Here is a 26,242-nt window from a genome sequence, read left to right as displayed (position 1 = left end):
GAATTACTCTTGAGATAGACGCCTCCGGGCGAAGGACTAAAAACATGCGCGCTCTTCAACTCGTGGACGACCGGAAGCTCGAAAAAGTGGACCTGCCTGAACCCGATGCACCAGGTCCGGGCGAGGTGACGCTGCGCGTCAAGGCCGTGGCGCTGAACCACATCGACGTCTGGGGCTGGCGCGGCATGGCTTTTGCCAAGCGCAAGATGCCGCTGACGATCGGTGCTGAGGCTTCGGGCGTAGTGGAGGCCATTGGCCCGGGCGTTTCGAATGTGCTGCCTGGCCAGCTCGTCGCGATCTACGGCGCGCGCACCTGCGGGATCTGCAAGCCGTGCCGTGAAGGCCGTGACAATCTTTGTGAACATGTTCAGGGCGTGCACGGTTTCCATCTCGACGGCTTTGCGCAGGAAAAGATCAATATTCCCGCCCGCCAGCTCGTTCCGGCGCCGCATGGCGTCGATGCCATCGGCGCGGCTCTGGCGCCTGTGACCTTCGGCACGGTCGAACACATGCTGTTTGACAATGCCAAGCTGGAATCGGGCGAAACGATCCTCGTGCATGCCGGCGGTTCCGGCATCGGCACGGCGGCGATCCAGCTGGCCAAGAAGATGGGCTGCACCGTCATCACCACCGTCGGCTCCGACGACAAGATCGAACGGGCGAAGGCCCTGGGTGCCGATCACGTCATCAACTACCGGACCGACCGTTTCGAAGGCGTCGTGCGCAAGCTGACGAAAAAGAAGGGTGTAGACGTGGTGTTCGAGCATGTCGGCAAGGACACCTGGGCGGGATCGATGTTCTCGCTGAAGCGTGGTGGCCGTCTCGTCACCTGCGGCTCCACGTCAGGCGTATCGACCGATATCAACCTGATGATGCTGTTCCAGCAGCAGCTGAAGCTGCTCGGCTCCTTCGGTTGCCGCATGGAAAACATGGCCAACGCCATGCAGAAGATGGCGCGCGGCATCGTTCATCCTGTTATCGACACAGAAGTCACCTTCGAGGATATCGACCGGGCGCTGGAGCGCATGGAAACGCGCCAGGTATTCGGCAAAATCGTTCTGCGGATGGATTGACGCCTTGAAACTGTTCATTACGCGGATCGTCCTGAAGCTGGACCATTTCCGGCAATGGCTGATTGCGACGTTTGCCTTCGGCCTTCTGAATCTGCTGAAGATATTTCCAGCTGACGCGGGAATTCGCGCTGCCGACAGGCTGGCGCGTTTCGTGGGGCCGAAAACCGGCCGCCACAAGCTGATGCTCTACAATCTGGCGCGCGCCTTTCCGGAGAAATCCGAAGAGGAGCGGCTTACCATCGCAATGGACAGCTGGGGCAGCATGGGGCGGCTTGCGGCGGAATATGTCTTTCTCGACAGGCTGTTCGATTTCGATCCGGAAAATAGCGAGCCGGGCCGTATCCGGGTCGAGGGTATTTCGACCTTTATCGAGCTTCGCGATAACCCGCGGCCCTTCATCGTATTTACTGCCCATAGCGGCAATTTCGAATTGTTGCCGGTGGCCAGTTCTGCCTTCGGTCTGGATGTGACGGTGCTGTTCCGGCCGCCGAATAATCCTTTCGTGGCCGACAAGGTGTTCAAGTTCCGCAAGGAACGCATGGGCAATCTCGTGCCGTCGCATGCCGGCTCTTCCTTCGCGCTCGCGCGGCAGCTGGAAAGGGGCGGCGGTGTCGGCGTGCTCGTCGACCAGAAGTTCGGCAAAGGCTTGACGACGAAGTTCTTCGGCCATGAGGTGCGCACCAACCCGCTTCTTGCCAAGCTGGTGCGGCAGTTCAATTGCGATGTCTATCCCGCCCGCTGCGTGCGTCTGCCTGATAACCGCTACCGGCTGGAAATAGAGCCGAGGGTTGAAATTCCGCGCGATGAAAAAGGAAATGTCGATATTCAGGCGACGGCGCAGCTTTTGAATGACAAGGTGGAAAGCTGGGTCCGCGAATATCCAGAACAATGGCTGTGGTATCACGACCGTTGGGACGTTAAACACCAGATCTGATTATTTGCAGCGCGGCCGAATTTCTAGTGATTTTTTACAGAATTCGGCCGTAAAATTGCGTTTTTAAGTATTTTTACTTATTAGTGGAACCTTATTTTTCGTTCATGGATTATCGAAATTGAAAAAATAGCAGTAGCTATGATATTTTAGAGATTAATCCCTCCGGCGGTCCTGCGTGTCGTTACGTCATTTTTTAATGCACAGACGCTACAATGAGGGGATAAGTGTCTATCCATTCGGATTGGGAGCGGGCTGTTTGCTCGTTCAGGGAGAGTTGGGTTGAAAGATTTGATTGAGCTGTTCTGGCTGCGTTATACGGAACTGCAATCAGCGGTTGGTAAGAACGAGGCCGACAAGATCGCAGTGCTGGAGCGTGAACTGGAGCTGCTGCTTGATCGGGTCATCGGGCGTAAGACCGGCAGTTCCGAGGACATTCGTGAGCAATTCCGTTTCGCCATCGACCTCCTTAATCACGAGGCGGAAGATCTCGGCTGCGTGCAGCGCAATTCCGATCTTTTGAGAACGCTGGTCGACCGCTATGTCGGCATGCCGCTCAAGGCAAAGGTGATCGGCGACGAGGACGAGGACATCCTGGAGTGGCATCACCGCCATCTCATTCTCGATGAGGATATGCTGAACGACCTCGACGAGCCGGTGGTCGTCGTCTCTCCCGGTTATCGGGTATCATTCTCCAATGGTATCGATGCTTTTCCGCGCAATACGCCGGAAGGGCCTTTGGGATGTCATATCGCCGAGCTTGTCGGAGTGCACCGTTTTCAGAACGATCTGCGGGAGAGGCTCGACAATTGCTTCAAGGGCGGTACGTCGAAATACACCTATGCCGAAGATCATGACGGCCATACGATCGTAAAATCGCTGGAAATGTCGCCCTGCTATTCCTCCAACTACAAGCTGGTTGGCGCAATGGTGGTCATCCGCGAAATCGCCGATCGCAGGCGCCGTCGCGCCACGGCATAAATTCACGGTTCGAACGCAAGCGTCGAGCCGTGTCCTTTTCCTGTCATTTCGGGAAGATGGTCTCCCAGATCGTGGCGATTGACCATGCGGATGAAGCATCCGCAAGAAGCTTCGTCGCCATTGCCAGACAGGAAAGAACCAAAAGCGGGCGGATGATCTTCGCGCCGTTTTTCATCGCAAACCGCGATCCGATCTGCGCGCCGACGAACTGGCCGATGCCCATGGCGATGCCAAGCTTCCAGAGAACCGCGCCTCCAGCCGCAAAAACAACAAAGCCGCCGAAGTTCGAACCCAGGTTCAGAAGCTTGGTATGGGCGGTTGCCTTCAGCATGCCGAAGCCGGCAAGGCCCACGAAGGCAAGCATGTAGAAGGAACCCGCGCCGGGGCCGAAAACGCCATCATAGAAACCCACGAGCGGTGCGGCGGTGAGGCCGAACACGAAAGGCGTGATGCGGCGATGGCTGTCGATATCGCTGAGCTGCGGCTTGAAGGCGAAATAGAGGGCAATCGCGATCAGCAGAAAGGGCATGATGGTGCGCAGGAGGTCTGACGGCACGAAGGCGGCGGTGAAAGCACCGAGCCCGCCGCCGATCATCGCCATGATCGCCATCGGCAATTGTTCCCTCAGATTGACATGGCCGCGGCGGGCATAGGCAATGGTGGCCGACGCCGAGCCGAACTGCGATTGCAGCTTGTTGGTGCCGAGCGTATCGAGCGGCGGAATTCCCATTATCAGCATGGCCGGGATAGTGATGAGACCACCGCCGCCGGCGATGGAATCGATAAATCCGGCAAAGATGGCGACGCAGAAAAGAACGAGGAAAACGTTGAGGGCGATGTCTTGCACTTGGCATGTCCAGGCGGGCTTAAGGGAGAGGGCCTCTTCTTTCACCGAAAAGATCGCCACGCAATATTTTTCTCTCCGATCCAGGACGGGCAGGGGGATTGCGGTGTTGCCGCTTATGGTTATGTTTCCGTGGCGCACCGCCAGACGCGGCGATGACGAGACATCAGGATGAGGGCATTATGCATAAAGTGATATTCGATACGGACCCCGGTGTAGATGATGCCATGGCGCTTCTTTTCCTGCACCGTCACCCCGATATCGATCTGATCGGCGTCACCACCGTCTTCGGCAACGCGCCCATCGATATCACCACCCGCAATGCGCTCTTCCTGAAACGGGAATGGCAGATGACGGCGCCGGTAGCGAAAGGTGCGGGCGTGACCTTCGATCCGGCCCGCAAGGAAGGCCACTGGCCGACTTTCATCCATGGCGAAAACGGTCTGGGCGATATCGATATTCCAGAGACCATCGATCTGCCGCTCGATCCGCGTCCCGCGCATCGCTTTATTATCGAGACGGTCAAGGCCAATCCCGGCGAGGTGACGCTGATCGCTGTTGGTCGCATGACCAATCTGGCCTTGGCGCTGCGCGAAGAGCCGGATTTCGCGGCATTGGTGAAGCAGGTGATCGTCATGGGCGGTGCGTTCGATATCAACGGCAATGTGTCGCCGGCGGCCGAGGCCAATATTCACGGCGATCCGGAAGCGGCCGATCTCGTCTTCACCGCGCCCTGGCGCGTGGTCGTCGTCGGCCTGGACGTGACGACGAAAACGGTGATGACGAGCGCCTTCATGGCCGAGATGGCAGAGGCGGGCGGCAAGCCGGTGCAGCTGCTTTCCGATCTGTCGCAATTCTACATCGATTTCTACAAGACACGCACCGGCGATGGCATGGTGGTGCATGACAGCTGCGCCTGCGTTTACCTTGTCGCGCCCGAACTGTTCGAGACCCGCAGCGGCCCTATACGCGTCGTCTGCGGCGGGCTTGCCGATGGCCAGACCATTCAGAAGCCGGATGGCCGCGCCTTTCCGCCGGGCGACTGGGACGGGCATCCGAGCCAGCTCATCTGCACCGATATCAAGCCGGAGCGGGTGCTTTCCGTCATCCGCGCGGCAATTGTGAAGGGCGAGCGCGACTGAACGGCCGGAATGGCCGTTCTTGAGCATGGTCTGCCTTGCATTTTCCAAGAATCTGGCGTTATGCAGGTTTCCTGATTACATTGCGCAATTCGCCTTGCCTGTGGTCTGAAAAGGCCGCGCCGGAGCCACAAGGCGGATGATCGCGATGCCGCGTGGACCTAGAAAACCGCTGTAGGTTTTCTTGTGCTTTGCGGTACAATGAATAGCGCCCGCCGGATCGGTTCGTGTCGGCGGCGTTTAACAACAAGAACGAACTTCGTTATGGGCCGGCAGAACCGGTCCATTTCCATGAGGAAAGTGATGGAAGAGTTTCATAAGGTCCGGCGTCTGCCGCAATACGTCTTCGAACAGGTCAACCGTTTGAAAGCGAGCGCGCGAGCGGCCGGGGCCGATATCATCGATCTCGGCATGGGCAATCCCGACCTTCCGACCCCCAAGGCGATCGTCGACAAGCTGTGCGAAGTCGTTCAGGACCCTCGCACCCATCGCTATTCCTCGTCCAAGGGCATTCCCGGCCTTCGCCGCGCGCAGGCTGGTTATTATGCCCGCCGTTTCGGCGTGAAGCTGAACCCCGATACGCAGGTCGTCGCGACCCTTGGTTCCAAGGAAGGTTTCGCCAATATGGCGCAGGCCATCACCGCGCCTGGTGACGTCATCCTGTGTCCGAACCCCACCTATCCGATCCACGCTTTCGGCTTCCTGATGGCGGGCGGCGTTATCCGTTCCATGAATGTGGAGCCGGACGAGAGCTTCTTCGGGCCTCTGGAGCGGGCGGTGCGCCACTCCATTCCGAAGCCGCTGGCGCTGATCGTCAACTATCCGTCGAACCCGACGGCGCATGTTGCCTCGCTCGATTTCTACAAGGACGTGATCGCATTTGCGAAGAAGCACGAAATCATAGTGCTTTCCGACCTTGCCTATTCGGAAATCTATTTCGACGACAACAATCCGCCGCCTTCGGTTCTCGAAGTTCCCGGTGCAATCGACGTTGCGGTGGAATTCACCTCCATGTCGAAGACCTTCTCCATGCCCGGCTGGCGCATGGGCTTTGCCGTTGGCAACGAGCGGCTGATCGCGGCACTGACCCGCGTGAAGTCCTATCTCGATTACGGTGCCTTCACGCCGATCCAGGTTGCGGCGACGCACGCGCTGAACGGCGACGGCTCCGACATCGCGGAAGTACGCAGCGTTTATCGCCGCCGTCGCGACGTCATGGTCGATACGTTCGGCAAGGCGGGCTTCGAAGTTCCACCGCCGGCGGCGACGATGTTCGCCTGGGCGAAGATCCCGGAAAAGTTCCGCCATCTCGGCAGCCTGGAGTTTTCCAAGCTTCTGGTCGAGAAGGCAGACATTGCCGTTGCTCCCGGCATCGGCTTCGGCGAAATGGGCGATGATTACGTCCGCCTCGCGCTCGTTGAGAACGAGCATAGAATTCGTCAGGCAGCGCGCAATCTGAAGCGTTTCCTGTCGAGTGCTGACGAAACGATGCACAATGTCGTTTCGCTCAATGCCCACAGATAAGGGCAACCGAAGGCGGCCGGGTCCCGGCCGTCACCATCACCAGCAAATCAGGAACATACCCATGGCAGATTCATTGAGAATCGGCATAGCGGGGCTCGGCACTGTCGGCGCTTCGCTCGTGCGCATCCTCCAGCAGAGAAGCAACGAACTTGCGATTACCTGCGGACGCGCGATTGAGATTATTGCAGTGAGCGCGCGCGACCGTTCGCGTGACCGCGGCATCGATCTCAAGGGTATTACCTGGTTCGATACGCCGGAGCAGCTTGCGAATGAAGCCGATATCGACGTGTTAGTGGAGCTGGTCGGCGGTGCTTCCGGCCAGGCGGAAAAAGCCGTGCGCGCAGCACTTTCGCGCGGTCTCCATGTGGTGACAGCCAACAAGGCGCTGCTCGCCAAGCACGGCGTCGAGCTGGCGACGATTGCCGAAGAAAAGGGTGCGCTTCTCAATTTCGAAGCGGCTGTGGCCGGCGGTATTCCCGTCATCAAGGCGCTGCGTGAATCTCTCACCGGCAACAACGTGTCGCGCATCTACGGTATCATGAACGGCACCTGCAACTACATCCTGACCAAGATGGAAAAGGAAGGGCTGTCGTTCGAGGTCTGTTTGAAAGAAGCGCAGCGGCTGGGTTATGCCGAAGCCGATCCCGCCTTCGATATCGAGGGTAACGACACCGCCCACAAGCTCGCCATTCTGACGACGCTTGCCTTCGGCAACAAGATTTCGGCCGACGACATCTATCTCGAAGGCATCACCAACATCTCCAGCGAGGACATTCAGGCGGCCGCCGAGCTCGGTTATCGCATCAAGCTTCTCGGCGTGGCGCAGGTGACCGAATCCGGTATCGAGCAGCGGGTGCATCCGACCATGGTGCCGCTCGATTCCGTTATTGCGCAGGTTGATGGCGTCACCAATGCGGTGGCGATCGAGTCCGATATTCTTGGCGAGCTTCTGATGGTTGGCCCAGGTGCGGGCGGCAACGCCACGGCCTCTGCCGTGCTCGGTGACATCGCCGATATCGCCAAGAGCCGTCCCGGTGCCCAGCAGGTTCCGGTGCTCGGCCGTCCGGCGAAGTCGCTGACCGATTATCGTCGCGCCAAGATGAAGAGCCATGAAGGTGGCTATTTCATCCGGCTGACGGTGAAGGACCAGGCGGGCGTCTTCGCTTCCATCGCTACCCGAATGGCGGATAACAACATTTCGCTGGAATCCATCGTGCAGCGCCAGCGCGTGCATGTGGAAGGCGCGCCGCAGACGATTATCCTCGTGACCCACGCGACGATGGAAGATGCGATCCGCAAGGCCGTCAAGGCGATCAAGAACGAGAAATATCTGGTCAGCGAACCGCAGGTCATCCGCATCGAGCGGACCTGAGACGCTTTACGATTTTTCTGAATTTGAGGGCCGCGCCACCACATGGAGGCGCGGTCTTTTTTCTCCCGAAACCCGTTTTGGCGACCACCGGATAAGCCGCCATAAAATTTGAGGGGATCGCCTCAGAACCGCTGGAAAACAACGCGATTCGGCTCTATGGTTAATCATGTTACCAAGCGAGGGAGGCGTGGCTGTGACATCGATTATCCTTTTCAAGGACAGTAAGCGCGAAAGCGTTCTGGCCGCCCATCATCGGGCGCGGCCTCACAATGCCAACGACAATATTCGAGGCATGGAATTCGATATTGCCGAATATGAGCGCAACTGGTGTTCACTTGCGGTGTTTTCCCTGTTGCTGCTGGTCGGCGCGGTATCGATCGTCAGCCCGTTTTTCTCGATTTTCTCGGTGTGAAACCTCATACGGGCGTTTTTGCTTGAAAAAGGCGCCATCGCCATTTAGCCCGTTGTCATGACAAGGCGCGGATACGCATTCGCATGACAGGACGATGGACAGGATGGCAATGATGGAGCCGGCCGATACCGTGGTCCGCGCATTTCTTAGCGTGGAGCGGTCGGCGACAGAGCAACGTTGGGTTTCGCGGCTGGATCAGGCCGCACAGAACCGTGCGCTGGCCATGTCCCAGATCCATGCCATTCCCGAACTGATTGCCCGGGTGCTGGCCGGGCGAGGGGTGGGGGTGGATGAGGCTCTCGCTTTCCTCGATCCGACCATTCGCTCATTGATGCCCGACCCGCATGTGCTGACAGATTGCGAAAAGGCTGCCGAAAGGCTGGTCCGCGCCATCGAGACCGGCGAGAAGGTGGCGATCTTCGGCGATTATGACGTCGATGGCGCCGCGTCTTCCGCGCTGATGTATCGGTTTCTCGCGCATTTCGGGCTGACGCCGGAAATCTATATTCCAGATCGTATTTTCGAGGGTTATGGGCCGAACCCGGCGGCGATGCAGCAGCTTGCCGCCAATGGCGCGACCCTGATCGTGACGGTCGATTGCGGCTCCACCAGCCATGAATCGCTGAATGCCGCAAAGGATGCGGGAACAGATGTGGTGGTGATCGATCACCACCAGGTCGGTTCGGAACTGCCGCCGGCGGTGGCGCTGGTCAATCCCAACCGCGAAGACGATCTTTCGGGGCAGGGGCATCTCTGCGCCGCCGGCGTGGTGTTCCTGGTTCTGGTCGCCACCCTCAGGCTGTTGAAGGACAGGCGCAACAGACAGGCGTTCACGATCGATCTGCTGGCGCTGCTCGATATAGTCGCACTCGCTACCGTATGCGACGTGGTGCCCTTGAAGGGGCTGAACCGCGCCTATGTGGTAAAGGGGTTGATTGCCGCGCGCCATATGAACAATGCCGGGCTGGCGGCGCTGTTCAGAAAGGCGGGGTTGGGCGGGCCGGTGACACCGTATCATTTCGGTTTCCTGATCGGACCGCGCATCAATGCCGGTGGCCGTATTGGCGATGCCGCACTGGGTAGCCGTCTGCTTACACTCGACGACTCGTCACAGGCGGACGTGATTGCCGAAAAGCTGGATGAGCTGAACCGCGAGCGACAGGCGATGGAAGCCGTGATGCTGGCGGAAGCCGAAGCGGAAGCGCTTTATGAGTATGGCGACGGGTCTGGCGCTGGCGTCATCGTTACCGCACGGGAAAACTGGCATCCGGGGATCGTTGGCCTGCTTGCCTCACGCCTCAAGGACCGTTTCCGCCGCCCGGCCTTTGCCATCGCTTTCGATCCCTCTGGCAAGGGCACAGGCTCCGGCCGCTCGATCAATGGTTTCGATATGGGCAGAATGGTCCGCGCCGCTGTGGATGCCGGCCTGCTGGTCAAGGGTGGCGGTCACGCCATGGCCGCGGGCCTGACGGTGGAACGCGCCAATCTCGGCAAACTCCGGACCTTCTTCGAGGAAGCCGCCGCAAAGACGGTGAGCGAGCTGGTGGAAAGCAGCGTGCTGAAGATCGACGGTGCAATCGGCGCGTCTGGCGCGACCCTGCAGCTTGTCGATCAGCTGGAACAGGCTGGTCCTTATGGCTCCGGCCATTCTCAGCCCATTTTTGCCGTACCTGCCCACCGGCTGCGCGATGTGCGTCTGGTCGGCACCTCACACGTCAAGATCACGCTGGAGGCCATGGATGGCTCACGGCTGGACGGCATCGCATTCCGCGCCGCAGAGGCCCCTCTGGGGCAGATGCTGCTGAATGCGCGTGGCAGGTCCATCCACGTGGCAGGCACCGTGGGTGCCGATCTCTGGCAGGGCCAGAGGCGTGTGCAGCTGCGTGTTCTGGACGCGGCTTTCGCGCCCTGACAGTCGGCACAGATCGAGACTTGATTTAACGGGAAAAGCTGAAGGACAGCCGGAAACGGCATGCATTCTCTATCTCACATATCACGTGAAGATTTGAACGCATAATACTGATTTTCAAGGAGAAGCAAGTGGCACGCCCTAGGGGAGTCGAACCCCTCTTTTCAGAATGAAAATCTGACGTCCTAACCGATAGACGAAGGGCGCGTGCGCTTGTGGTGTGGCGCCCTTATAGTCAGGCTCCCGTTGCTCCGCAAGCGGAAAAATTGATTTTTTCCGCTTCGTGACGAGTTTTTTTATTGAGGCCGGACCGGCTGTGGAAAACTGCGCCGGGACTGGCCAAGGCCTTGAAATTTCGCCGCTATCTCTGCGCACCAGCAATGCCTTCATGACTCGTGGAAGGCCTCGGGGCGTGCTTTTCCAACCCTTAGCTGGCATCTGCTGCCCGCCAGAAAGAACCGACGATGTGATTTGGCTGGAAGGGGAAAGGCAAGCCGGTCGATTTGCCCGCTGGCGATTCATCCGGCTTGCCTTCCATCGGGGGGACGGCACTCTAACGTATCGCCCTGGAATCGGTTCCGGCGCATCGATCACGCGTGACGAATTTGCTATCTGCGAAGCTGCTTTGTATTTACGAAGGGGGAAACACGAAGGCAAGTGGCACGCCCTAGGGGAGTCGAACCCCTCTTTTCAGAATGAAAATCTGACGTCCTAACCGATAGACGAAGGGCGCGTGCGCTTGTGGTGTGGCGCCCTTATAGTCAGGCTCCCCGTGGTCCGCAAGCGGAAAAATGCATGATTTGACAAAAAAATGACATTGGCTGCCAGAACCCCTGGAAAACAAGGATTTCCGTTTCGTAACAAATGGTTAAACCGAGGTCGGCTTGGCAGTTTCAGTGCTTCTCGCGGATGAAGAACGATGTGAAACGACGACTTGCAGGGGCCGGTGATTCACTCAACGGGGCTTCTGGTGCGAAAGAAGCCATCAAAATGAATGGCGAACCTTGCCAAACATTCCGGCGTCACCCTTGGGTTTTTCCCGAGATCCGCAACCGCTCGATTTTGTTGACTTAGATATTTAGGACAAGCCCATGGATGAGGTCGAGCGTGGAGAGGCTGTCGTCAAATGAAAACGGGGCCGAAATGGCCCCGTTTCGTGATGCTAGCTGATTGCAGTGTCTCAGTGCAGGATCTGGCTGAGGAACAGCCTTGTGCGCTCGTGCTGGGGATTGTCGAAGAATTCGGCGGGCGAATTCTGTTCGACGATCTGGCCCTGGTCCATGAAGATGACGCGGTTTGCGACCTGGCGGGCAAAGCCCATTTCGTGGGTCACGCACAGCATCGTCATGCCGTCTTCGGCAAGGCTGACCATGGTATCAAGCACTTCCTTGACCATTTCCGGGTCAAGCGCCGAGGTCGGCTCGTCGAACAGCATGATCTTCGGCTTCATGCACAGCGAGCGGGCGATTGCCACGCGCTGCTGCTGACCGCCGGAGAGCTGGCCAGGGTATTTATGCGCCTGTTCGGGGATCTTGACGCGCTTCAGATAGTGCATCGCCACTTCTTCGGCTTCCTTTTTGGGCATCTTGCGAACCCAGATTGGCGCCAGCGTGCAGTTTTCCAGAATCGTCAAATGCGGGAAGAGGTTGAAGTGCTGGAACACCATACCGACTTCACGACGCACCTCATCGATCTTCTTCAGATCGTTGGTGAGTTCGATACCGTCGACGTTGATCGTGCCCGACTGATGTTCTTCCAGCCGGTTGATGCAGCGGATCATGGTCGATTTGCCCGATCCCGAAGGGCCGGCGATGACGATACGCTCGCCCTTCATCACCTTCAGGTTGATGTCGCGCAGGACGTGGAAGTCGCCATACCACTTGTTCATGCCGACGAGTTCGATTGCCACGTCCGTTGTCGAAACGGCCAGTTTTTTTGTTTGGGTTTCTGCCATTTTGAGCGTCCCTTATCGTTTATGCCCGGTGTCGAGGTGCCGTTCCATGAACAGCGAATAACGCGACATGCCGAAGCAGAATATCCAGAATATGAACCCGGCGAAAATATAGCCCGTCATTGCGGTGACAGGTGTCGCCCAGTTCGCATCCGATTGGTTGAGTGTGACAATGCCAAGCAGGTCGAACATGCCGATGATCGAGACCAGCGACGTGTCCTTGAAAAGACCGATGAAGGTGTTGACGATGCCCGGAATGACGAGCTTCAGCGCCTGCGGCAGCACGATCAGCCGGGTTTTCTGCCAATAGTTCAGGCCGAGCGAGTCTGCCCCTTCATATTGCCCCTTCGGGATGGCCTGCAAGCCGCCACGGATCACCTCCGCCATATAGGCGGACGAGAAGAGCGACACGCCGACCAGAGCGCGCAGGAACTTGTCGAAGGTCCAGCCGTCGGGAAGGAACAGCGGCAGCATGATGCTGGCGAAGAACAGGACGGTGATCAGAGGAATACCTCTGATAACTTCGATGAAAAGCACGCACAGCATTTTTATTACCGGCAGGTTCGATCGGCGGCCAAGCGCCAGAAGAATGCCGAAGGGCAGGGACACTGCAATTCCGAAGAAAGACAGGATCAGGGTGACCATCAGGCCGCCCCAGAGCTGCGTTTCCACCACCGGCAGGCCGAAGACGCCGCCGATGAGGAGGAAAAACGCAATGACTGGCAGGATGATGAAAAGCGCCAGCGCATTGAGCCGCTTGAATGGCGCTTTCGGAATGAGCATTGGCACCAGGAGGATGGTGAACATGACCATCACAAGGATAGGACGCCAGCGCTCATCGATCGGGTAACGGCCGAACATGATCTGGCCGAACTTCGCCGAAACGAAGGCCCAGCATGCGCCGGACTGGCCATCGGCCAGCGCACCGCCCTGGGAGGCGGTGAGGCAGGCGATGCGATCCGTACCGGTCCATACCGCGTCTACGAACAGCCACTTGAATATTGGCGGCAAAAGATAGGCGAGGAACGCGATGGCAAGAACCGTAAGGACGGTGTCCTTCGGCGTGGCGAAAAGTTTGGTGCGCAGCCAATGGCTGATGCCAACCGCGCTTGAAGGCGCGGGTTTGGCTTCTTCAATGGTGTGGCGCACGAACGCGTGATTGCTGATCGTCATCTATTATCTCTCCACCAGGGCCATTTTCGCGTTCAACCAGTTCATGACCACGGCCGTGAGAATGGACAGCGAGAGATAGAGAACGAGCCAGATAGCGACAACTTCGACCGCCTGTCCCGTCTGGTTCAGGATCGTGCCGCCAACGGAGACGATGTCGGCGAAACCGACCGCGACCGCAAGCGACGAGTTCTTGGTCAGGTTGAGATACTGGCTTGTCAGCGGCGGGATGATGATGCGCATCGCCTGAGGAACGACGATCAGACGTGTCGTCGTGCTGGCGCGAAGACCCAATGCCTCCGCTGCCTCGGTCTGCCCTTTTGCCACGGCCTTGATGCCGCCGCGAACGATCTCGGCGATAAAGGAAGCGGTGTAGAAGGAGAGCGCCAGAAACAGCGACATGAATTCAGGTGCGACGACCGAACCGCCCGCAAGGTTGAACCGCCCGGCAATCGGGTAATCGAATGTCAGGGGTGAGCCGAGCGCGAGGAATGTCGCAGCCGGAAGGCCGATGATGAGAAGTGTTGCGGTGATGCCGGTGCGGAACTGCTCGCCGGTTCTTTCCTGCCTGGCCTTCGCCCAGCGATAAATGAAGACGCTGATGACGATGGCGACCACGAAAGCGAGCGGTATCAGCCACGTCCCTTCGCCCCAGAGAGGCTTTGGAAAGAAGAAGCCGCGATTGTTGAGGTAGGTTCCAAACGGAAGCTGCAGCGAATCGCGGGCCTGCGGCAGAACGGAGATGACGCCCTTGTACCAGAAGAAGATAACAAGCAGGGGCGGGATGTTGCGGAAGATTTCCACATAGGCCTGCGCCAGCTTCGAGATCAGCCAGTTGTTGGACAGCCGGGCGATACCGACGATGAAACCGATGATCGACGCGGCGATGATGCCAAAAAATGCGACCTGAATTGTGTTGAGAATACCAACGAGCAATGCCCGGCCATAGGTCGCATCGCTGGTGTAAGCGATCAGCGACTGGCCGATATCAAAGCCGGCTCTTCCATTGAGGAAGCCGAAGCCGGACGAAATGTTTGACCGTTGAAGATTTGTGATCGTATTCGTCACGATGATCCAGACGAAGGCGGTCAGGATGACGACTGTCAGAACCTGATAAAAAATTCCGCGTATGCGTGGATCGTAAATGAGTGACGACGCGCTTTGCGCGCGCGATCGTTGCGAACTGACCGCGTTGCCTGCCATAGGCACCTTTCCCTTTTATATGCTCTTTGCGAGCTTATTCTATAATTTCAAGTGGAGGCCGGGCATTGCCCAGCCTCCCTTCAGTCCTTAGCCAACGATAGTCCCGATCAACGAACCGGCGGTGCGTATTGCAGGCCGCCCTTGGTCCAAAGCGCGTTCTGGCCACGCTCGATCTTCAGCGGCGAGCCGGCGCCAACGTTACGGTCGAAGACTTCGCCGTAGTTGCCGACCTTCTTGACGATGTTGTAGGCCCAGTCGTTCGTCACGCCGAGATCGGTACCGATCTTGGTGCCTTCTTCAGTACCAAGCAGACGCTTGATATCAGGGTTGGCGCTGTTCTTCTGCTCGTCGACGTTTTTCGACGTGATGCCCAGCTCTTCGGCGTTGACCATCGCGTAGTGAACCCACGTGACGATGTCGAACCACTGGTCGTCGCCCTGGCGAACGGCCGGTCCAAGCGGCTCCTTGGAGATCACTTCAGGCAGAACGATGTTGTCATCGGGGTTCTTCAGCTTGAGACGGATAGCGTACAGACCGGACTGGTCGGTGGTGTAAACGTCGCAACGGCCGGAATCATAAGCCGAAGTCGCATCGGATTCCTTTTCGAAAACAACCGGGTTGTACTGCAGGTTGTTGGTCTTGAAGTAGTCGGCAAGGTTGAGCTCGGTGGTCGTGCCGGTCTGAACGCAGACAGCGGCGCCGGAAAGCTCAAGCGCGGACTTCACGTTGAGGCCCTTCTTGGCGATGAAGCCCTGGCCATCATAATAGTTGACGGTACGGAAGTTGAAGCCGAGCGATGTGTCGCGGCTGATCGTCCAGGTGGTGTTACGGGTCAGAACGTCGACCTCGCCAGACTGGAGAGCCGGAAAACGGTCCTTGCTCGAAAGAGCGACAAATTTAGCCTTTGTAGGATCGCCGAAAACCGCAGTGGCAATACCGCGGCAATAGTCCACGTCGATGCCGGACCATTCGCCCTTGTCATCGGGATTGGAAAATCCCGGAATGCCAGCGCTCACGCCGCAGGTGACGAAACCTTTCGACTTCACGTCCTGAAGCGTCGCAGCCGAAGCGACCGAGGCTCCTCCCAAAACTGCTGCGCCGATAACGGCCGACAGAATTGCCTTTTTCATTTTTCCCAACCTTTGTTTGTTATCGTCAATCGGAAGAGGACCGGCATATTGTTTTTGCCCCAGCTCCCCCCTTCAGCAGATCTTTTCGATCCGCTTTTTCTATCACAATCGTAATTGGCAGCGGGGTCAAGACATGCTGACAATAATTGTGCCTATAAAACGGAATTTTCCAAATTTTGGTCGGGAAGTGTGCAAAGGGTGAAAATATAAGCATATTTTTGCGGAAAAATACACTTGCACGATTTTTGTATACTTCTTGTATGCTGTTGCCGGGTGGATCAATCCTCCCATCTACGAATGTTCTGCGGGACTTGACCTTGCCTCCGGCTCTCCGCATTGTCGCTCGCGTCAATATCCCTTCGAAAGCTGATCTGAAATGACCAAGACCAATGACCTGCTTTCCACCGCAGGTATGAATACGCGCCTGACCCATGGCGGCAACGATCCCGCCGACTGTTTCGGTTTCGTCAATCCGCCCATCGTGCGCGGTTCTACCGTGCTTTTCCCCGATGCCGAGACGCTTTCGACCGAAAACCAGAAATACACCTATGGCACCCACGGCACGCCGACGACCGATGCGCTATGCAATCTCGTCAACGAGCTGGAAGGTTCTTTCGGAACCATTCTCGTGCCATCGGGCCTTGCGGCGATCACCGTGCCGTTCCTCGCCTATCTTGGCGCCGGCGATCATGCGCTGATCGTCGATTCGGTTTATTTTCCCACACGCCGCTTTTGCAACACGATGCTGAAGAAGCTTGGTGTGGAGGTGGAGTATTACGACCCGGCGATCGGGACGGGTATCGAAGCGCTGATCCGCCCGAATACCAAGCTGGTGCATCTTGAAGCGCCGGGTTCCAATACCTTCGAGATTCAGGACGTTCGGCTGATCACCGAGATTGCCCATAGGCACGATTGCGTCGTGACGATGGACAATACCTGGGCGACACCGCTTTATTTCAAGCCGCTCGATTTCGGTGTCGATGTTTCCATCCATGCCGCCACCAAATATCCGTCAGGTCATTCCGATGTCCTGATGGGCTTTGTTTCCGCCAATGAAAAGCACTGGAAGACGCTTTATCAGGCGAACACCAATCTTGGCATCTGCGTGACGCCTGATGACGCCTATCAGATCCTGCGCGGCATGCGCTCCATGGGCATTCGACTTGCGCACCACCAGAAAAGCGCCCTCGACATCGCCACCTGGCTGGAAAGCCGCGACGACGTCGTGAGCGTTCTGCATCCGGCCCTGCCGAGCTTTGCCGGGCATGAACTCTGGAAGCGCGATTTCAAGGGCGCGAGCGGCGTATTTTCCTTTGTGCTGAAGGCCGAAGAGGGCAAATACAAGCAGACTGCGGCGGCATTCCTGAATGCGCTGACCTTCTTCGGGCTCGGCTATTCCTGGGGTGGATACGAATCGCTTGCCGTGTCGGTGTCGCTTGTCGACAGGACGATTGCCAAAGGCCCGTCGGAAGGTCCGGTCATCCGTCTGCAGATAGGGCTTGAAGATATCGCCGACCTCAAGAAGGATCTCGAGGCCGGGTTTGCGGCGGCAGCCGCGGTCTAACCTCAGCTTTTGGCGCTGTAGCCGTATAGCCAGTCGAAGTCCTTCAGGAAGGCTTCCCTCGGACGTGTCGAGAAGACGAAGTCCCGGGCAAGCCGAACCGGGCCTGTGGCGTGATAGGCGAAACGATTGAGAGAGGCCCGCTTGCGGGCCTTTTCTATGCGCGGCAGACGCAGGGCTTCGAAGGCGGCAAGGGCCTGTGGTACGGGCAGGGATGTTCCGGTCAATGTGCCCGCCAGTTCAAATGCATCCTCGATGGCCATCGCCGCCCCCTGTGCGGCAAAGGGCATCATCGCGTGGGCAGCGTCGCCGATCAGCACCGTATCGCGACCATTGTGCCAGCGTCCGGGACCGGCCTGATAAAGTGGCCAGAAGGTCGGATTTTCCGACGATGCCAGCAGCCGAACGATATCCGGGCTCCACCCGCGAAACTGCGCAAGCAGCATGGCTTTCTGTTGGCCGCTCGATTCCGCTCGCCATGTTGCGCCGGGATCGGCGCCGAGTGCGATGGCCACAATGTTGAAGCCGCCGACTTCCTTCAGTGGGTAGGCGACGATATGGCCACCCGAACCGAGATAGGCGGTGACGGCGCTTTTGTTGATGGCTGACGGCACATCTTTTGCCGCGACCGTGAAGCGCCAGGCAATATTGCCGGAGAAGGTGGCAGTTGGGGCGGAGGGGACAGCGAAACGGGCCGCGGACCAGACACCGTCTGCGCCGACGATCAGGTCGTGATCGCGGAACGTGGTTGCAGCGATGACGTCTGTCGTCGCGTTTTCGATACGTTTGCCAAGATGCAGGCGGCAGAGCGGATTGCGCGTTACCGCATTGAGAAGCGCGTTTTGCAACGTCGAGCGATGCAGCACGCCATAAGGTGCGCCCCAGCGTGTGCGGGCCGTCGCACCCACGGGTAAGGAAAGCAACGTGGCAAGCGATTTGCCATCGGCCAGATCGACACTGACCGGCTCGGTCCAACGCGCCTCTATCTCAGCCATCACGCCGAGTTCGGCAAGGATGCGGGCGGCATTGGGCGATACTTGCAGGCCCGCACCGACTTCCGTCAGTTCGCCGGCCTGTTCAACGATGTCAGAGCTGATGCCCTGGCGGGCAAAAGAGAGCGCTGCGGTGAGACCGGCGATGCCGGCACCGACGATGGCTACGGATTTGATGGGCATGTCGCGCCCCGATCAGGAAATGTGGAAGGTCAGGCGGCCTTCACATGGAAGACGCAGCCTGGAGGATTGGTCTGCTCGGCCTTCAGCGACGGATTGTAGCGGTAAAGGGTGGAGCAATAGGAACAGACCTTCTCGTTGTCGTCGCCCATGTCGATGAAGATGTGGGGATGATCGAAAGGCACCGAAGCGCCGGTGCACATGAATTCCTTGACGCCGATCTCGATCACGCTGTGTCCGCCATCGTTCTGGAAGTGGGGAATGGAATGCCCGGCCATGTTCGTCTCCAAATGCAATATCGTGGTTAAGCCGCAGGTCGTCATCGAGCATGGGCTTATTGCTGCGGATATGTAGCCTCAAACGCATTGCATCTCCATAAAAATCGTCAGGAAAACATGTTCAAAATTGCGATTTCCTGCCATATGGTCCGGCAAAAAGGATGTCCTTGATGAATCTCAACATGCCGCAATTTTCCGATTTTTCCCATGACGGCCTTCGCCTTGCCTATTTCGATGAGGGTGATCCGGCGGGCGATCCGGTTCTGTTGATTCACGGCTTTGCCTCCAGCGCCAACGTCAACTGGGTGCATCCAGGCTGGCTGAAAACGCTTGGTGACGCCGGTTACCGGGTGATTGCTATCGACAATCGCGGCCATGGCGCAAGCGACAAGCCGCATGATCCGCAAGCCTATTATCCGCCCGTCATGGCCGGCGATGCGGTGGCGCTGCTTAATCATCTCGGCATCGCGGAGGCTCATGTGATGGGCTATTCCATGGGCGCACGCATTTCGGCCTTTCTGGCGATGGCACATCCGGAGCGTGTCCGCTCACTGGTTTTCGGCGGACTTGGCATCGGCATGGTGGAAGGTGTGGGCGACTGGGATCCGATCGCCGAAGCGCTGCTGGCCCCCTCGCTCGATGTCGTCACGCATGAGCGCGGCCGCATGTTCCGCGCCTTTGCCGACCAGACGAAAAGCGACCGGCTGGCACTCGCCGCCTGTATCGAGACGTCGCGTGTCCTCGTCAGCCGCGAACAGGCCGCAAAGATAGATGCGCCGACGCTGATCGCGGTCGGAACCAATGACGATATCGCCGGATCAGGTGCCGAACTTGCGGCGATCATGCCGCATGCGCGCGCTATCGACATTCCCGGCCGTGACCACATGCTGGCCGTTGGCGACCGGGTGTTCAAGGCGGCGGTTCTGGAATTTTACCGCAGCCTTTGATGGGTGGCGGCAAGAAACGGTTTTTCATGCTGCATGAAGAAAAACTGAAGCCTTGCCGCCTTTAAAGTCGTCATTCGAATCCCATTTCTTATGCACGTCTTTTTCTGTATAAAGAACGACTACTGCAAACGAGGAGACCATTCATGGTCGCACGTACCGAGGCCCGTCAGCCGGAACAGCTGGCGATCGTCGATCCGATCTGGGGCAGCCTGCTGCATGAAGCGCGAAGCGCCGTGGCGCAGGACCCGCTGCTTTCGGCTTTCCTTTATTCGACAATCCTCAATCACCGGTCTCTGGAAGAATGCGTGATTTATCGCATCTGTGAACTCCTCGATCATCCCGATATGCAGGCCGTTCTTCTGCGCCAGACCTTTCAGGACATGCTGGATGACTGGCCCGAATGGGGCAGCGTGCTGCGCGTCGATATCCAGGCGGTTTACGATCGCGATCCGGCCTGCACGCGCTTCATGGAGCCGCTCCTTTATTTCAAGGGGTTTCAGGCCATCCAGACGCATCGCCTTGCCCATTGGCTGCTGCAAAAGGGCCGCAGGGATCTGGCGCTTTATCTGCAAAGCCGCTCGTCCAGCATTTTCCAGACGGATATCAATCCGGCAGCACGCATCGGCAAGGGCATCTTCCTCGATCATGCCACCGGGCTTGTGGTCGGCGAGACGGCCGTTATCGGCGACAACGTTTCCATCCTGCATGGCGTGACGCTTGGCGGCACCGGCAAGGAGGGGGCGGACCGTCATCCGAAGATCGCCAATGGCGTGATGATCGGAGCGGGCGCGAAAATCCTCGGTAATATCGAGATCGGCAGTTGCTCGCGCATCGCCGCCGGTTCTGTGGTGCTGAAGCCGGTCCCGCCGAAGACCACCGTTGCCGGTGTGCCGGCGCGGGTGGTGGGAGAGGCAGGGTGTTCCGAACCCTCGCGCCTGATGGATCAGGTCATCGGAGCCGATATCTGACGGGTCCGATATTTCCTCAATCGTCCGTGTGGAAGGCTCCGCGTGAAAGACATGGCCTGTGAAAGACATTGGCGATGTGCCGCTTTCACTTTACTTTCGCCTTTGTCCCATGCCAAAAGCGGCGCAACCCGAACCGCACAGGAGAATAGTGGTGAAAGCCGACGAAATCAAAAAACTCGACGCCTATTTCAAGCGCACCTTCAATGAAAAGATGGTTGTGAAGGCGCGTCCCCGTAAGGACGATTCCGCCGAAGTGTATCTTGGCGAAGAGTTCCTTGGCGTTGTCTACATCGATGACGAGGACGGCGACCGCTCGTACAACTTCTCCATGGCAATCCTCGACGTCGATCTCTGATCGTCACTGCCCGGTGACGGGTGTTTTCCCGGATTAATAGTCGCCCGCGGTGGTTCACGCCGCGGGCGATTTGTTTTTGCGGTCGGTGATACGCATCATCAAGCGGCTTTGCGGCCGCAACGTCACCCTCATCAGTGGCTCCGCCGGACTTGCCGATCTGTTTTCGAGATGGACGTTCTGCAACAGCACCGCCAGGATCGACACGGCCTCCATCATCGCAAATGCATTGCCGATGCAGACACGCGGACCTGCACCGAAGGGCATGTAGGCGTAACGGTGACGCGCCTTGGTCTTTTCCGGCTCGAAGCGGGAAGGGTCGAAACGTTCCGGTTCGTCCCATAGCGCCGTGTGCCGGTGGACAGCGTAGATCGGCACATAAAGAACGGTTCCGGCAGGAATATCATGGTCGCCGAGCTTGAAATCCTGCAACGCCGTGCGGGTGACCACCGGGGCAGGTGGGTAAAGCCGCATCGCCTCGGAAAATGCCTGTCTGGTATAGGTCAGTTGGGCGATGTGCTCGGCGGCGACGGGATTTCCACCCGTGACGGCTGCGATTTCCTCAACGACTTTCCGCTCCACGTCGCTGTGTTGCGACAGCAGATTGAACGTCCATGCCAGACCGAGCGCAGTCGTTTCGTGACCGGCGGTGATGAAGGTGAGCAGATTGTCGATGATTTCCTTGTCGCTCATCATGCGTCCCGTCTCGGGGTCCTTCGCCTGAAGTAGCATGCACACCAGATCGTTTCTCTCGACGGGGTTCTGCCGCCGGTCCGCAATCACCGTCGACAGGCTGGAGCGCAGATAACCGACAGCGGCCCGGGCCTTGCGCCGACCGGGGTGAGGGAGCCATTCCGGTGCGCCCAGCATGGCGAGCGCGAAGGTCCAGCCTGTCGGTTTCAGATAGTCGGTGATGCTTTGCTCCACGCGCCCGATATCGATCCCGTGGCCGCCGGACATCATGGTCTCAACGATGATGTCGAAGGTGGTCCGCATCATTTCATGGCCGATATCGATGTCGCCGAAAGGAGATGCGCGCCAGCGCCTGCCGGTTCGCTCCCCCGCCTCGATCATGACAGGCAGCAGTTCCAGCAGTTTTTCGTGCCGGAAGGCGGCGGCAACGGATTGCCGTTGCCATTTCCAGTGATCGCCATCGGCGGTCAGAAGGCCCTGTCCGAGAGCGGGGCCAAGCGCGCGGCGCACGTCCTCACCCTTGCCGAGCAGATGGGCGTTCTTGACGAGGGCCTCATGAATAAGGACAGGATCGGCAAGATGGACGCGCATCGTACCGCCGACACGGATAAACACCGCCGGTTCGTTGAAAATCTCCGGTGGCAATGCGTTCAGCGGGTTGCGGATGAGTGAGAGGGCCAAACGTGCTGTGGCGAATTTCGATACGGGTGCCGCAGCGGATGTATCCGGGAGCGGGGTGCGAAGGTCGGTTCCGGGCATGGACAGGTCCTTTATTCGCGTTGAACACTCAAATTTATTTGTTAAGGTGCGTACCTTATTTTATTCATTTAAGGTGTGCACCTTAGGTTTCAATAGCGGGGTCCGATATCAATGAAGAAAAGCGAGGCCGGACGATCGACGGGGCGTCCTTCCCCCACACGACAGAGAATAATCGCTGCCGCACTCCAACTATTTAACGAGAGGGGGCCTGATCACGTAACCACAGCCGAGATCGCAAGGGCAGTGAATATCAACGAGGGTAATCTTTATTATCATTTCCGCACCAAGGAGGCATTGGTGCTGGCGCTGTTTGCCCTGTTCGAGACCGACGCGCTGGCGGTTGTCGCAAAGATTGACGAAGAGGACGAAGTAGCCGCATCGACATATGCTGGCTTTTTGCGGCTCTGGTTTTCGCTGGTGTGGAACTACCGCTTTCTGTTTCGTGATTTTGTCGGCCTTCTTTCCTCCGCGCCTGCGCTGGTGGAGCCGGTCCGCGGCATAAGCGCGGCAATGCGATTTGCCGTTGATGATATCGTCAGCCGGATGGAGAGGGCAGGGCTTGCAGAGATTCCAGAAACCGAGCGGGCGGCCCTTCTTACCAATCTATGGATCGTCTCGACCTATTGGGCGGCCTATCTCAACCTTCAGGAAGGGGTCACCGAATTCGGGCCGCAGCAACTGAACTGGGGACTTCGGCAGGTGTCCAGCCTATTTCGACCCTATCTCTCACCATTGGCCACCTCCGAGCTGGAGGCGCTGCTTGAAGTTGATCCATGATTTCACCTGATGGTGATAATGTGGCTGCGGGCAAAAACGCCCGCGACAATATTCTATCGCGGGCGTTTCCCATCTCGCGGGTCTTAAGCCGCCGTTATCAGGCCGACTTCAGCAGATCGCCGTGCGGATCGAGCACGAACTTGGTTGCGGCACCCTGGTCGAAGCTTTCATATCCCTGTACGGCGTCGTCGAGTGCGATGATCTTGGCGTTGACGATGTCGGCAATGGGCAGGCGGTCGTGCAGGATCGACTGCATGAGCTGGCGATTGTATTTCAGCACCGGCGTCTGGCCGGTATGGAAAGATTGTGCCTTGGCCCAACCGAGGCCGAAGCGAAGCGACAGGCTGCCCTGTTTTGCTGCGGCATCGACCGCACCTGGATCTTCGGTGACGTAAAGGCCGGGAATGCCGATCGAGCCGGCGGCACGGGTGATTTCCATCATCTGGTTGAGAACGATGGCCGGCTGTTCGCCGCCCGAATGGCCACGCGCTTCAAAACCAACGGCATCGATGGCGCTGTCGACCTCGTTGGTGCCGACGATCTCGGCAATCATGTCGCCCAGCCGGTCACCCTTGGAAAGATCGACGGGCTCGAAGCCGACCTTGGCGGCGTGCGCAAGGCGATCCTTGTTGAAATCACCGATCATGACGACGGCGGCACCGAGAATACGGGCAGACGCGGCAGCCGCCAGACCGACCGGACCGGCGCCCGCGACATAGACCGTGGAGCCGACACCGACGCCGGCCTTGACCGCGCCATGAAAGCCGGTCGGCAGGATGTCCGAGAGCATGGTGAGGTCGCGGATCTTGGACATTGCCCTGTCGCGGTCGGGAAATTTCAGAAGGTTGAAGTCGGCATAGGGAATGGTGACGTATCTGGCCTGTCCGCCGATCCAGCCGCCCATATCAACATAACCGTAGGCGCCACCGGCACGGGCGGGGTTCACCGTCAGGCACACACCGGTATCCTGCGACTTGCAGCAGCGGCAGCGACCGCAGGCGACGTTGAACGGCACCGAGACAATATCGCCGATATCAAGCATCTCGACGTCGACGCCTTTTTCGATGACTTCGCCGGTGATCTCATGGCCAAGGACGAGGCCGGGCATCGCCGAGGTGCGGCCGCGCACCATATGCTGGTCCGAACCGCAGATATTCGTGGAAATAACCTTGAGAATGACACCGTGCTCGATACGGCGGCCATCCGGCGCCTCCAGCTTCGGATCATCGATGTCGCGGACCTCGACCTGGCCGGGGCGCAAATAGACGACGCCTCTGTTTTTGCTCATATCCATCTCCTCCTTGGGTTGAACACCAATACCGGCCCGCTCCTCCGCGGACAGGATATCGTCAAAACTCATGCGCGGACCCGTATGCGGCTCGCGTGGAATCTCAATCGGCGAAGGGATGGAAAGAAGAACAATCGGCGCGTTTGGACAAACGTCGCCTGCCTCTTGATCACCGCCCGCCGCAGATACCCGGCATTACGCCGAATATGTGCAGCAAACCATTTGGCGGGCGATGTGGCGGTCGGGAATACGACAACGCCTATAGCCGCAACGACACCGGCTCTCGCCAGATGTCACGGTGGCGTTATCTGTCGATCGATTTTCTCAGGCGCCCGGCGGCATCCTGAATATATTGCCAGGCGACGCGACCGGAGCGGCCGCCGCGCGTGGTCGCCCATTCCAGCGCCTCGTGATGCAGGGTTTCGCGATCAAGGCCGAGATCGAAATGTTCGGCGTAGCTGTCAATCATTGTCAGATAGTCTTCCTGGCCGCATTTGTGGAAGCCGAGCCACAGGCCGAAGCGGTCCGAGAGCGAGACCTTTTCCTCAACAGCTTCCGAAGGGTTGATGGCGGTCGATTGCTCGTTCTCCATCATGTGGCGCGGCAGAAGATGACGGCGGTTGGACGTGGCATAGAACAGCACATTGTCCGGACGCCCCTCTATGCCGCCATCGAGGGCTGCCTTCAGCGACTTGTAGGCCGTGTCGTCGTGATCGAAGGAGAGGTCGTCGCAGAAGACGATGACGCGTTCGCCAGAAACTTTCAATATATCCAGCAAGGCGGGCAGGGTGTGGATATCTTCGCGATGCACCTCGACCAGCTTCAAGGGAACGCCGCTTGCGGCGCGCACATCTTCGTGAACGGCCTTGACCAGCGAGGATTTGCCCATGCCGCGTGCGCCCCAGAGCAGCACGTTGTTGGCGGGAAAACCATCGGCAAAACGCAGTGTGTTCTCGTGCAGGATATCGCGCACATGATCGACGCCGCGAATGAGTTTCAGCGCAATGCGGTTCGGACGTGAAACCGGCTGCAGAAAGGAATTGATCGGCGTCCAGACAAAGCAATCCGCCGCATTCCAGTCGTTCACGGCAGGTGCCGGGCCTGCCAGCCGTTCCATGGCGACGTTAAGCCGGCGCAGTTCGGCAAGAAGCAGGGTGGCCGTCTCTTCTCGAATCATGGTGTTTCTTCCGCTTATCCGATGTTCATAACGATGTTTTCAACCCGGCCTAGCATGGCGTTTCAGGCCCATAAAGGTTAAGAGGTCCGGAATCGGTACGGCGTGGCTTCTGCATCTGTTGCATTCCCGGCGTTCCCCACTATATTCCGGCGGCTTGAAAGCTGGGGCGGCATACGAGGTCGTGCTGTAATCGTTGAGGAGTTTTATATGTTCATTAGTCAAGCTTTTGCCCAGGACACGGCGGGCGGCGCGTCTGCATTCGGTTCCGGCCTTGAGATGCTTTTCCTGTTTGCACCGCTTATGGTGGTCTGGTACTTTTTCCTCATTCGCCCGCAGCGCGCGCAGATGAAGAAGCGTCAGGAAACGTTGACCAATATTCGCCGTGGCGATCAGGTCGTTCTTGGTGGCGGCATCGTTGGCAAGGTGACCAAGGTCATCGACGACAATGAACTCGAAGTCGAAATCGCCGAAGGCGTGAAAATCCGTGCCGCTCGTGCTTACATTGCCGAAGTGCGCGTGAAGGGCGAAGTGGTCAAGACGGAAGCCGCTTCCTGATACTGCCGGATAATTGAACGTCCGCTTCCGAATTTGACGGGTTGCGCATCGCGCAACCCCAACCCTGACCGAGATC

General features: G+C 58.3%; 24 protein-coding genes and 2 tRNA genes. 14 read left to right on the top strand and 12 right to left on the bottom strand.

What is annotated here, in order from left to right:
* Positions 1-44 precede the first annotated feature (44 nt).
* The 3 genes from ACZ5A6_RS06275 to ACZ5A6_RS06265 all read left to right on the top strand — a co-directional run bounded on the left by ACZ5A6_RS06275 (position 45) and on the right by ACZ5A6_RS06265 (position 2,985).
* Positions 45-1,073, top strand: coding sequence for a zinc-binding dehydrogenase (locus ACZ5A6_RS06275; RefSeq protein WP_003515388.1), 1,029 nt, complete (start codon positions 45-47; stop codon positions 1,071-1,073).
* Between the two features lie 4 nt (positions 1,074-1,077).
* On the top strand, positions 1,078-2,007 hold the full coding sequence (locus ACZ5A6_RS06270) for a lipid A biosynthesis lauroyl acyltransferase (protein WP_019566226.1): 930 nt from the start codon (positions 1,078-1,080) through the stop codon (positions 2,005-2,007).
* A 279-nt stretch (positions 2,008-2,286) separates the two neighbouring features.
* Positions 2,287-2,985, top strand: a complete 699-nt coding sequence (locus ACZ5A6_RS06265) for a hypothetical protein (protein ID WP_013636202.1) — start codon at positions 2,287-2,289, stop codon at positions 2,983-2,985.
* A 43-nt stretch (positions 2,986-3,028) separates the two neighbouring features.
* On the opposite strand, the gene ACZ5A6_RS06260 is transcribed toward ACZ5A6_RS06265, so the two are convergent.
* Positions 3,029-3,832 (bottom strand): TSUP family transporter, encoded by an 804-nt coding sequence (locus ACZ5A6_RS06260; protein WP_026330928.1) that lies wholly within the window; start codon positions 3,830-3,832, stop codon positions 3,029-3,031.
* Between the two features lie 179 nt (positions 3,833-4,011).
* Between ACZ5A6_RS06260 and ACZ5A6_RS06255 the strand changes: the two genes are divergently transcribed.
* From ACZ5A6_RS06255 to recJ, 5 genes are all read left to right on the top strand, one after another.
* A complete protein-coding gene (locus ACZ5A6_RS06255; protein ID WP_019566228.1) occupies positions 4,012-4,971 on the top strand; it encodes a nucleoside hydrolase in 960 nt (319 codons plus the stop codon).
* 300 nt (positions 4,972-5,271) lie between these two features.
* Complete coding sequence (locus ACZ5A6_RS06250; RefSeq protein ID WP_003515379.1) at positions 5,272-6,492, top strand: LL-diaminopimelate aminotransferase; 1,221 nt, start codon at positions 5,272-5,274, stop codon at positions 6,490-6,492.
* A gap of 61 nt (positions 6,493-6,553) precedes the next feature.
* Complete coding sequence (locus ACZ5A6_RS06245) at positions 6,554-7,864, top strand: homoserine dehydrogenase (RefSeq protein ID WP_013636198.1); 1,311 nt, start codon at positions 6,554-6,556, stop codon at positions 7,862-7,864.
* A gap of 187 nt (positions 7,865-8,051) precedes the next feature.
* Complete coding sequence (locus ACZ5A6_RS06240; protein WP_025593517.1) at positions 8,052-8,276, top strand: hypothetical protein; 225 nt, start codon at positions 8,052-8,054, stop codon at positions 8,274-8,276.
* A gap of 103 nt (positions 8,277-8,379) precedes the next feature.
* Positions 8,380-10,188, top strand: coding sequence for a single-stranded-DNA-specific exonuclease RecJ (gene recJ, locus ACZ5A6_RS06235; RefSeq protein ID WP_080863739.1), 1,809 nt, complete (start codon positions 8,380-8,382; stop codon positions 10,186-10,188).
* 129 nt (positions 10,189-10,317) lie between these two features.
* Here the strand turns inward: recJ and ACZ5A6_RS06230 are convergent.
* The 6 genes from ACZ5A6_RS06230 to ACZ5A6_RS06205 form a co-directional block, all read right to left on the bottom strand.
* Positions 10,318-10,392 (bottom strand) — tRNA-Glu (locus tag ACZ5A6_RS06230).
* Positions 10,393-10,843: 451 nt separating this feature from the next.
* Positions 10,844-10,918: transfer RNA gene (locus tag ACZ5A6_RS06225), tRNA-Glu, on the bottom strand.
* A gap of 447 nt (positions 10,919-11,365) precedes the next feature.
* Positions 11,366-12,139: an amino acid ABC transporter ATP-binding protein gene (locus ACZ5A6_RS06220; RefSeq protein WP_003515372.1), complete on the bottom strand. Its 774-nt coding sequence runs from the start codon at positions 12,137-12,139 to the stop codon at positions 11,366-11,368.
* A gap of 12 nt (positions 12,140-12,151) precedes the next feature.
* Positions 12,152-13,309 carry an amino acid ABC transporter permease gene (locus tag ACZ5A6_RS06215; RefSeq protein WP_013636194.1) on the bottom strand — a complete coding sequence of 386 codons (1,158 nt, stop codon included), beginning with the start codon at positions 13,307-13,309 and terminating at the stop codon, positions 12,152-12,154.
* Between the two features lie 3 nt (positions 13,310-13,312).
* Positions 13,313-14,509, bottom strand: a complete 1,197-nt coding sequence (locus ACZ5A6_RS06210) for an amino acid ABC transporter permease (RefSeq protein ID WP_174061357.1) — start codon at positions 14,507-14,509, stop codon at positions 13,313-13,315.
* Between the two features lie 107 nt (positions 14,510-14,616).
* Entirely contained in the window at positions 14,617-15,639 is a 1,023-nt protein-coding gene (locus ACZ5A6_RS06205) for an amino acid ABC transporter substrate-binding protein (RefSeq protein WP_003515366.1), read from the bottom strand.
* A 376-nt stretch (positions 15,640-16,015) separates the two neighbouring features.
* On the opposite strand from ACZ5A6_RS06205, the gene ACZ5A6_RS06200 reads away from it, so the two are divergent.
* On the top strand, positions 16,016-17,203 hold the full coding sequence (locus ACZ5A6_RS06200) for a cystathionine beta-lyase (RefSeq protein WP_003515364.1): 1,188 nt from the start codon (positions 16,016-16,018) through the stop codon (positions 17,201-17,203).
* 2 nt (positions 17,204-17,205) lie between these two features.
* Here ACZ5A6_RS06200 and ACZ5A6_RS06195 read toward each other — a convergent pair whose 3' ends face one another.
* Both ACZ5A6_RS06195 and ACZ5A6_RS06190 read right to left on the bottom strand, forming a co-directional pair.
* The gene (locus ACZ5A6_RS06195) at positions 17,206-18,375 is read right to left on the bottom strand and encodes an FAD-dependent monooxygenase (RefSeq protein WP_174061356.1); all 1,170 of its coding nucleotides are present in this window, start codon (positions 18,373-18,375) and stop codon (positions 17,206-17,208) included.
* Between the two features lie 29 nt (positions 18,376-18,404).
* Positions 18,405-18,650: a zinc-finger domain-containing protein gene (locus tag ACZ5A6_RS06190; RefSeq protein WP_003495891.1), complete on the bottom strand. Its 246-nt coding sequence runs from the start codon at positions 18,648-18,650 to the stop codon at positions 18,405-18,407.
* A 170-nt stretch (positions 18,651-18,820) separates the two neighbouring features.
* Between ACZ5A6_RS06190 and ACZ5A6_RS06185 the strand changes: the two genes are divergently transcribed.
* From ACZ5A6_RS06185 to ACZ5A6_RS06175, 3 genes are all read left to right on the top strand, one after another.
* Positions 18,821-19,597 (top strand): alpha/beta fold hydrolase, encoded by a 777-nt coding sequence (locus ACZ5A6_RS06185; RefSeq protein WP_025593509.1) that lies wholly within the window; start codon positions 18,821-18,823, stop codon positions 19,595-19,597.
* 143 nt (positions 19,598-19,740) lie between these two features.
* A complete protein-coding gene (gene cysE / locus ACZ5A6_RS06180; protein ID WP_003515358.1) occupies positions 19,741-20,565 on the top strand; it encodes a serine O-acetyltransferase in 825 nt (274 codons plus the stop codon).
* Positions 20,566-20,716: 151 nt separating this feature from the next.
* Positions 20,717-20,920: a DUF3126 family protein gene (locus ACZ5A6_RS06175; protein WP_003515356.1), complete on the top strand. Its 204-nt coding sequence runs from the start codon at positions 20,717-20,719 to the stop codon at positions 20,918-20,920.
* A 54-nt stretch (positions 20,921-20,974) separates the two neighbouring features.
* Here the strand turns inward: ACZ5A6_RS06175 and ACZ5A6_RS06170 are convergent, their stop codons facing one another.
* Complete coding sequence (locus ACZ5A6_RS06170; RefSeq protein ID WP_464111062.1) at positions 20,975-22,369, bottom strand: cytochrome P450; 1,395 nt, start codon at positions 22,367-22,369, stop codon at positions 20,975-20,977.
* A gap of 111 nt (positions 22,370-22,480) precedes the next feature.
* On the opposite strand from ACZ5A6_RS06170, the gene ACZ5A6_RS06165 reads away from it, so the two are divergent.
* On the top strand, positions 22,481-23,146 hold the full coding sequence (locus ACZ5A6_RS06165) for a TetR/AcrR family transcriptional regulator (protein WP_145166284.1): 666 nt from the start codon (positions 22,481-22,483) through the stop codon (positions 23,144-23,146).
* 97 nt (positions 23,147-23,243) lie between these two features.
* Here the strand turns inward: ACZ5A6_RS06165 and fdhA are convergent, their stop codons facing one another.
* Together fdhA and ACZ5A6_RS06155 are read right to left on the bottom strand one after the other, a co-directional pair.
* Positions 23,244-24,434, bottom strand: coding sequence for a formaldehyde dehydrogenase, glutathione-independent (fdhA, locus tag ACZ5A6_RS06160; protein WP_025593503.1), 1,191 nt, complete (start codon positions 24,432-24,434; stop codon positions 23,244-23,246).
* A gap of 304 nt (positions 24,435-24,738) precedes the next feature.
* Positions 24,739-25,611, bottom strand: a complete 873-nt coding sequence (locus tag ACZ5A6_RS06155; protein WP_112674334.1) for an ATP-binding protein — start codon at positions 25,609-25,611, stop codon at positions 24,739-24,741.
* Between the two features lie 207 nt (positions 25,612-25,818).
* Between ACZ5A6_RS06155 and yajC the strand changes: the two genes are divergently transcribed.
* A complete protein-coding gene (yajC, locus tag ACZ5A6_RS06150; protein ID WP_003515350.1) occupies positions 25,819-26,166 on the top strand; it encodes a preprotein translocase subunit YajC in 348 nt (115 codons plus the stop codon).
* Positions 26,167-26,242: the final 76 nt, after the last annotated feature.

The sequence above is a fragment of the Agrobacterium sp. 6Ca8 genome (assembly GCF_055382765.1).
Note: the sequence above shows the minus strand (reverse complement) of the source record. Positions and strands in the feature narration are given on the sequence as shown.

Coding starts and splice junctions, on each gene's coding strand:
- ACZ5A6_RS06170 (WP_464111062.1), bottom strand. CDS start 22,369: ATGCCCGGAACCGACCTTCGCACCCCGCTCCCGGATACATCCGCTGCG.
- ACZ5A6_RS06165 (WP_145166284.1), top strand. CDS start 22,481: ATGAAGAAAAGCGAGGCCGGACGATCGACGGGGCGTCCTTCCCCCACA.
- ACZ5A6_RS06220 (WP_003515372.1), bottom strand. CDS start 12,139: ATGGCAGAAACCCAAACAAAAAAACTGGCCGTTTCGACAACGGACGTG.
- ACZ5A6_RS06250 (WP_003515379.1), top strand. CDS start 5,272: ATGGAAGAGTTTCATAAGGTCCGGCGTCTGCCGCAATACGTCTTCGAA.
- ACZ5A6_RS06210 (WP_174061357.1), bottom strand. CDS start 14,509: ATGGCAGGCAACGCGGTCAGTTCGCAACGATCGCGCGCGCAAAGCGCG.
- ACZ5A6_RS06185 (WP_025593509.1), top strand. CDS start 18,821: ATGAATCTCAACATGCCGCAATTTTCCGATTTTTCCCATGACGGCCTT.
- ACZ5A6_RS06205 (WP_003515366.1), bottom strand. CDS start 15,639: ATGAAAAAGGCAATTCTGTCGGCCGTTATCGGCGCAGCAGTTTTGGGA.
- ACZ5A6_RS06275 (WP_003515388.1), top strand. CDS start 45: ATGCGCGCTCTTCAACTCGTGGACGACCGGAAGCTCGAAAAAGTGGAC.
- recJ (WP_080863739.1), top strand. CDS start 8,380: ATGGCAATGATGGAGCCGGCCGATACCGTGGTCCGCGCATTTCTTAGC.
- ACZ5A6_RS06215 (WP_013636194.1), bottom strand. CDS start 13,309: ATGACGATCAGCAATCACGCGTTCGTGCGCCACACCATTGAAGAAGCC.
- fdhA (WP_025593503.1), bottom strand. CDS start 24,434: ATGAGCAAAAACAGAGGCGTCGTCTATTTGCGCCCCGGCCAGGTCGAG.
- ACZ5A6_RS06255 (WP_019566228.1), top strand. CDS start 4,012: ATGCATAAAGTGATATTCGATACGGACCCCGGTGTAGATGATGCCATG.
- ACZ5A6_RS06200 (WP_003515364.1), top strand. CDS start 16,016: ATGACCAAGACCAATGACCTGCTTTCCACCGCAGGTATGAATACGCGC.
- ACZ5A6_RS06245 (WP_013636198.1), top strand. CDS start 6,554: ATGGCAGATTCATTGAGAATCGGCATAGCGGGGCTCGGCACTGTCGGC.
- cysE (WP_003515358.1), top strand. CDS start 19,741: ATGGTCGCACGTACCGAGGCCCGTCAGCCGGAACAGCTGGCGATCGTC.
- ACZ5A6_RS06155 (WP_112674334.1), bottom strand. CDS start 25,611: ATGATTCGAGAAGAGACGGCCACCCTGCTTCTTGCCGAACTGCGCCGG.
- yajC (WP_003515350.1), top strand. CDS start 25,819: ATGTTCATTAGTCAAGCTTTTGCCCAGGACACGGCGGGCGGCGCGTCT.
- ACZ5A6_RS06190 (WP_003495891.1), bottom strand. CDS start 18,650: ATGGCCGGGCATTCCATTCCCCACTTCCAGAACGATGGCGGACACAGC.
- ACZ5A6_RS06195 (WP_174061356.1), bottom strand. CDS start 18,375: ATGCCCATCAAATCCGTAGCCATCGTCGGTGCCGGCATCGCCGGTCTC.